Below are 6705 nucleotides of genomic sequence, written 5' to 3'. Positions count from 1 at the left end.
GTATTGGGCGCCGTCGATGACATTGTCGGAGATGACCGCCGTCCCGGCGCCCTCGACCACGGTGACGGCGATGCCGGTTCCGGCCTTGCGAATGATGTTGGCGGTAGCGACCACATTGCGCATGAACGGCCCCCAGCCGATGTGCATGCCGTAGAGCGGCGCATTCTCGACGACGTTGCCGGAGACCGTGGTATCCGCCTCAACGCTGATGCCGACGCCGAAACCGGGCGCATCTGCAGGGTAGGGGCCGCTGGTCGAGAGGTTGCGGACGATGTTTCCGGAACACACGCCCATGCGGCCGCCCTCGTTGAAATTGACAATGGAGATGCCGTTGGCGGCGCCATCGACGATGTTGTTGCTGACGATCGCTCCCTCGAAGGAGAATTCGGAATAGAGCGCCGTTTCGCCGGACCGCGAACAGGTGTTGCCGGTGATGTGCAGATTGCTGGCGCTGTTGGCGCGGATCGCCGAAAACGCGCAGTCCGAGACGATATTGCCCGAGATGACGACGTTGCCGGCGCGGAACGCATTGATGCCGTTGCCGTTCTGGCCGGTTCCCCCGCTACGCGCCTGAATGCGTTCTACGCGGTTGCCGCTGACGATGGTGCCGTCCTCGGCCGCTTGCCAGCGGTGCACCAGGATACCGCCATTGGCGCAGTCGGACACGGTGTTGCCTGATATCTCCAGGCCGGCGGCTTCGACCGAATAGATTCCCGCGTCGGCCGCGCCCGATATTTCCGAGCGCTCGATGCCGCCCGAAGCGTGCTCGAGCGCCAGGCCGCTCTTGCCGCTGCCTGATATCTGGCAATTGTCGATGACAAGGTGAGCGACGCGGCGGAGGTCGAGCAGGCCTTGCGCGTAGTCGCCCATCCAGCGGTTGGTGCCGTCGAACACCAGCCCGGTGAATTCGATGTGCCCGGCCTGTTCGGCCATGAGCAGATGGCCGTTGCCGCCATATACGATCCGCGATGCGCCCGGCACGCCGGAAAGCCTGACGCGGCTGGGCAGCGACAGGTTGGATACGACATAGGTTCCCGGCGGCAGGAACACCGGCATGTCGCGGTCGTTTGCGTCGCGCAGCAGCCTGGCGAAGGCCTTGCTCTGGTCGTCAAGCGCGCCAGGCCGCACGCCGAGGTCGGCAGCGTTGATCGAGCCGCGGATCGAGGGATTGTCGATTCCGGGCTGGCTGCCCGCCGCTGCCTTGCCGAGCGAGAGGCCCAGGACGGCAAAGCCGGCGGTTTGTGCGAGAAATTTTCGTCTGTTCAACATCGGCACAGATTCCCAGCGTTCGGCCGTCGCGCGCAGGAATCGTGCCAGACCGGATCGGCCGATCCGGTTTGCCGGCAATAGCTTGTGAAGTCGCCGCGCGAGGCATAAGCTCGACTGATGAGCAGAGCCTTCACGCGCGAAGAGGACAGCGAAAACGCCATCGCCGGCATCGGCGAGCGGCCGATCAGTCAGCACCGCAATCTGGTGACGCAACGCGGCCTGGCGCTGATCGACGCCGAACTGGCGGCCCTGCGTGATGATCTGGCCAGAGCGGAAAAGAGGGCCGACCGCGAGCGTATCGCGCTCATTTCGCGCGACCTGCGCTACTGGACCGCGCGGCGTGAAAGCGCCGAGCTGTCCGTGCCGGAATCGGGCAGCAATTTGGTTCGCTTCGGCATGGGCGTCACGCTGGAAGGCGATGACGGCAGGAAGGTACACTGGAAGATTGTCGGCGAGGATGAGGCCGATCCGGGCAAGGGCACAATTTCCCATGTTTCACCGATGGCCCTGGCCTTGTTCGGCAAGAAGGTGGGCGAAATTGCCGTGGTGAACGGCAAGGAATGGGAGATTGTGAAGCTGACTGCCAGTTAGGCCTCGACCTTGACGACATAGTCGCGGAAGAACGCTGCCGCGCCAGCCTCGTCGATCTCGCCGGCCGCGACCATCATGACCAGTTGAATGACGTCCGCCTGCTCGGCTTCGATGCTTAGCCCATTGAAAAAAATCGGCTGCGGTAAAAGCGGTGCGCTTGTTGCCGTCGACGAATGGATTCTTGACGATGCCGAAAAGATAAGCGGATGCCAGCTCGCAGAGGTTGGGTTCGCCATAGATCTCCCTCTCCGGTGTCAGCCGACCTGCAGCAGCCGGTCCATCAGCCGATCCGCCGCTTCCGGAATGACCGTGCCAGGCGGGTAGATTTCGGTGGCACCTGCCTGACGTACCGCATCGTAATCCTGCGGCGGGATGACGCCGCCGGCGACAATCAGCATATCGTCGCGGCCGAGCTTCTTCAGCGCGTCCTTGAGTTCGGGAATGAGCGTCAAATGTCCTGCCGCTAGCGACGAGGCGCCGATGATATGCACGTCGTGCTCGACCGCGAGCCTGGCGATCTCCTCCGGCGTCTGGAACATCGGCCCAACGGTGACGTCGAAGCCGAGATCGGCAAAGGCCGTGGCGATGACCTTCTGGCCGCGATCGTGGCCGTCCTGTCCCATCTTGGCGACGAGAATGCGCGGCTTGCCGCCGGACTTCTCCTCGAATGCCACGATCTTGTCCTGCAGGCGGTCGACCACGGGATTGTCGCCGAGCGCCTTGCGATAGACGCCGGAGATCGTCTGGACCGAGGCGACATGACGGCTGAAAACCTTTTCCAGAGCCAGCGAAATCTCGCCGACCGTGGCGTTGGCGCGCGCGGCGCGAATGGCGAACTCCAGCAGATTTTCGCCGCTCTCCGCGGCCCGGCTCAGCGCACTCAGTGCGCTCTCGACGGCGCCGACATCGCGCGTGCCTTTCAGCCGTTGCAGTTTCGACAATTGCCGGGCTCTGACTTCGGCATTGTCGATCTTCAGCACGTCGACTTTGATATCCGTCTCGGGACGATGGGCGTTGACGCCGACCAGTATCTGCTCGCCGGAATCGATCCGCGCCTGAGTGCGCGCGGCAGCCTCTTCGATGCGCAGCTTCGGTATGTTTTTTTCGGTTGCGACGGCCATGCCGCCCAGGCTCTCGACCTCTTCGATATGGGCAAGCGCGCGCGCCGCCAGATCATGCGTCAGCCGTTCGAAATAGGCAGAGCCTCCCCACGGGTCGATGATGCGGGTGGTGCCGGATTCCTTTTGCAGGATGAGCTGTGTGTTGCGGGCGATGCGGGCCGAATAGTCGGTCGGCAGCGCCATCGCCTCGTCGAAGGAGTTGGTGTGCAGCGATTGCGTATGACCCTGCGTCGCCGCCATCGCCTCGATCATGGTGCGGATGATGTTGTTGTAAGGATCCTGCGCCGTCAGCGACCAGCCCGAAGTCTGGCAATGGGTTCGCAGCGACAGCGAGCGCTCGTCCTTCGGCAAGAAGTTCTTCAGCATCAGGGTCGACCACAAAAGGCGGGCTGCCCTCAGCTTGGCGACCTCCATGAAGAAGTTCATGCCGATCGCCCAGAAGAAGGAAAGACGCGGCGCGAAACGGTCGATATCGAGACCCGCCGCGACACCGGCGCGGGCATATTCGATGCCGTCGGCGATCGTGTAGGCGAGCTCGAGGTCGGCGGTCGCCCCTGCTTCCTGCATGTGATAGCCGGAGATCGAAATCGAATTGAACTTCGGCATGTGCTGCGACGTGTAGGAGAAGATGTCGGACACGATCCGCATCGAAGGCTTTGGCGGATAGATGTAGGTGTTGCGCACCATGAACTCTTTCAGAATGTCGTTCTGAATGGTTCCGGCGAGGTCCTTCTGCGCAACGCCCTGTTCTTCCGCCGCCACGATGTAGAGCGCCATGATCGGCAGCACCGCGCCGTTCATGGTCATCGACACCGTCATCTCGTCAAGCGGGATGCCGTCGAAGAGCTGGCGCATGTCGAGGATGGAATCTATGGCGACGCCCGCCATGCCGACATCACCGGCAACACGTGGATGATCGCTGTCGTAGCCGCGATGCGTGGCGAGGTCGAAGGCGACCGACAGTCCCTTCTGGCCGGCTGCAAGGTTACGCCGGTAAAAGGCGTTCGACTCTTCCGCCGTCGAGAAACCGGCATATTGCCTGATCGTCCAGGGCTGCTGGACATACATGGTCGGGTAGGGGCCGCGCACGAATGGCGGCAGGCCCGGATAAGTGTCGAGATGCGGCAACCCCTTGAGGTCGCCCTGGTTGTACAGATGCTTGATGGCCAGTCCTTCCGGGGTCATCCGCTGGCCCTTGACCTCGATCTGCGCCCGGCGCGGCGCCGACCAGCCGATTTGGCTAAAGTCCGGGATCATGGCGCTGCTCCGATCGATTGATCGAGGCGGATCGGAAACAGCGGCTCGCACACCGCCACGCCCTCGGTGACGGCAGGCCGCCGCTCCGCCGCCAGCGTTTCGACCGGGCGTTCGGTCTTCGACGGGTGAAGCGTGGTGCCGATGATGGCCCGCTCGCCCGCTTGATAGACAGCATTGCGGCGGGCGGAGGCCGCCTGAACTCGTTTCTGGATGTGTCCTTGCTGCAGGCTTGACAGCACGCCGCCTTCCGCCTCGATCCGCTGGAATTCTTCCCACGCCGCTTCGCCGAGTTCGGCGGTAAGCGCTTCAACGGCGCCCGAACCGCAAGCAGGGTCGGCGACATGATCGATATGGCTTTCGTTGGCCATGATCAGTTGCGTATTGCGGGCGACACGGCGGGCAAAGCCCGTCGGCAGGCCATGCGCGATCGTATGCGGCAGGATGGAGATCGAATCCGCCCCGCCGGCTGCCGCGGCAAAAGCGGCGATCGTGGTGCGCAGGATGTTTGTCTCCGGGTCCGCCAAAGTCATCATGCGGAAGGAGGTCTCGGCATGGATGTTGGCGGTGGACGCGGCGATCGAACATGCCTCCTGGACCCGCGCCCACAGCCTGCGCAGGGCCCTGACCTTGGCCATCGACACAAACTGGTCCTGGTCGACGCTGAGCGCGAAGCCGATATGGGGCGCCGCATAGACAAGCGGCTGGCGCGCCTCCTCGAACATCCTGAGATAGGAGACCGCCGAAGCCATCATGGTGCCCAGCTCCTGCGCTTCGGTGGCGCCGGCATTGTGGAAGACGCGTCCGTCTGCCTCCAGCAGGACCCCGGGCACGCCCATCGAGAAAAAATGCGCCAGGGACTGCGGCATCGACGCCTGCAGGGCCTCGATCGACATGCGCAACCGGCCGGTTCCGGCAAAGATCGCCGCCGGATCGATACCGAAGGACAGGTTGAGCTTTGCCGGGTCTGACCGGCGCTTGCTCAAGAACGCAACCAGCCAGTCGGCCACGGCGCGGCTCCAGGGATGAGCGTCGATGCGAACCTGGATGCGGTTGAGCGGCACGCCGTCGAGCACGGTCTCCAGCGCCTCGGCAGTCCTCGGCAGGCCGTAGCCGAACGCATTCGGCGCGCCTTCGAAAACAAGCGACAATCCGGTGGCGCCCTGTGCGACGTCTTCCAGGGCCTGGGCTTTGGCGCGGCCGATATCCGGATCATCGATACGCTGGCTGACGATCCACGGCGAACTGGGATTTGCCCGCGCCAGAGGCTCTGCGGTGACCGAACGGTCGTAGAGCGGTTCGATGCGGATGCCATCGTCCGTATGGGATATGAGCTTTTCCTCGAAGGATCCGCCGGCCAAGGCTTTTTCCGCAAGGCCAAGCCACCGCTGCCGGTCAGGGTTCGGAAGTTCGGCATCGTGGTTCAAGGCACCGGCGCCCATCCGCTCTCCTCGTCTTCTCGGCCGATAGGCCTGGAACGTCAGTCTACGGTTCCCCGTCCCATATCACAATGCAACACGCGTCCTGCGACAATGAACCGTCAACCGATTGCCAAACATGCGCAAAATCCGCAAGCTCCAAAAACTCAATTTCGACCATGGCCATTGTCGCTGCGCAATGGCGTCATTATACCTGCGGCGAGCCCCGCTACTTTCAATAGACCAGGGCTTCAACACTTCAGGTTTGCGGAGACCGGACACATGGCTGACGACACCAGTATTTTCATAGGAGCCAGCCGAAAGCCCGACGACAGCTACCAGCGCGCCGAAAATCTGCTGCTTCAGTATGGCAATCGTCACGGCCTGGTCACCGGTGCGACCGGTACTGGCAAGACCGTGAGCTTGCAGATTTTGGCGGAAGGTTTCTCCAATGCCGGCGTGCCGGTCTTCTGCGCCGACATCAAAGGCGACCTGTCCGGTATCGCCATGATGGGCACGCCACAGGATTTTCTGGTCAAGCGTGCGGAGCAGGTCAAGCTAGATCCCTATGATTTCCAGCAATTTCCGGTCATCTTCTGGGACTTGTTCGGCGAGCAGGGCCATCCGATTCGCGCCACCGTCTCGGAAATGGGGCCTCTGCTTCTGTCGCGCCTGATGAACCTCTCCGAGGCGCAGGAAGGCATCATGAACATCGCCTTCCGCATCGCCGACGAGGAAGGCCTGTTGCTGCTGGACCTGAAGGACCTGCAAGCGCTTCTTGCCAACATCGCAGAACGCGCCGAAGAAATCGGCGCTCGCTACGGCAACGTGACCAAGCCCTCGGTCGGCGCGATCCAGCGCACGCTGCTGGTTCTGGAACAGCAGGGAGCGACGAATTTCTTCGGCGAGCCGGCACTACGGATCGCCGACATCATGCGCACTACCCGCGACGGCCGCGGCGCCATCAGCGTGCTGGCTGCCGACAAGCTGATGATGAATCCCCGGCTCTATGCGACATTCCTTTTGTGGCTGATGTCGGAACTGTTCGAGGA

5 protein-coding genes and 1 pseudogene are annotated in these 6705 nt (G+C 62.8%); 2 read left to right on the top strand and 4 right to left on the bottom strand.

Features of this window, described 5'->3' with window-relative positions; translation table 11 throughout:
• The coding region (locus EOA85_RS23515) for a TIGR03808 family TAT-translocated repetitive protein (RefSeq protein ID WP_127211359.1) at positions 1 to 1269 on the bottom strand (1269 nt) is incomplete at its 3' end.
• Between the two features lie 117 nt (positions 1270 to 1386).
• On the opposite strand from EOA85_RS23515, the gene EOA85_RS23510 reads away from it, so the two are divergent.
• The gene (locus EOA85_RS23510) at positions 1387 to 1860 is read left to right on the top strand and encodes a GreA/GreB family elongation factor (RefSeq protein WP_029354644.1); all 474 of its coding nucleotides are present in this window, start codon (positions 1387 to 1389) and stop codon (positions 1858 to 1860) included.
• On the opposite strand, the pseudogene EOA85_RS23505 reads toward EOA85_RS23510, so the two are convergent.
• From EOA85_RS23505 to EOA85_RS23495, 3 genes and pseudogenes are all read right to left on the bottom strand, one after another.
• A pseudogene (locus tag EOA85_RS23505) lies at positions 1857 to 2106 on the bottom strand (Fic family protein); the annotation flags it as partial. The gene EOA85_RS23510 and the pseudogene EOA85_RS23505 sit on opposite strands and share 4 nt — an antisense overlap.
• An 8-nt stretch (positions 2107 to 2114) precedes the next feature.
• Positions 2115 to 4238, bottom strand: a complete 2124-nt coding sequence (gene scpA / locus EOA85_RS23500; RefSeq protein ID WP_127211358.1) for a methylmalonyl-CoA mutase — start codon at positions 4236 to 4238, stop codon at positions 2115 to 2117.
• Positions 4235 to 5677 (bottom strand): methylmalonyl-CoA mutase subunit beta, encoded by a 1443-nt coding sequence (locus EOA85_RS23495; protein ID WP_127211357.1) that lies wholly within the window; start codon positions 5675 to 5677, stop codon positions 4235 to 4237. Before EOA85_RS23495 ends, scpA begins: the two co-directional genes overlap by 4 nt.
• A 258-nt stretch (positions 5678 to 5935) precedes the next feature.
• Between EOA85_RS23495 and EOA85_RS23490 the strand changes: the two genes are divergently transcribed.
• Positions 5936 to 6705 (top strand): helicase HerA-like domain-containing protein (locus tag EOA85_RS23490; protein ID WP_127211356.1); only part of this gene is annotated, 770 nt, incomplete at its 3' end.

Source organism: Mesorhizobium sp. M5C.F.Ca.IN.020.29.1.1, from assembly GCF_003997375.1.
GTDB lineage: Bacteria > Pseudomonadota > Alphaproteobacteria > Rhizobiales > Rhizobiaceae > Mesorhizobium > Mesorhizobium wenxiniae.
This window is presented reverse-complemented; position numbering and strand designations above follow the sequence as displayed.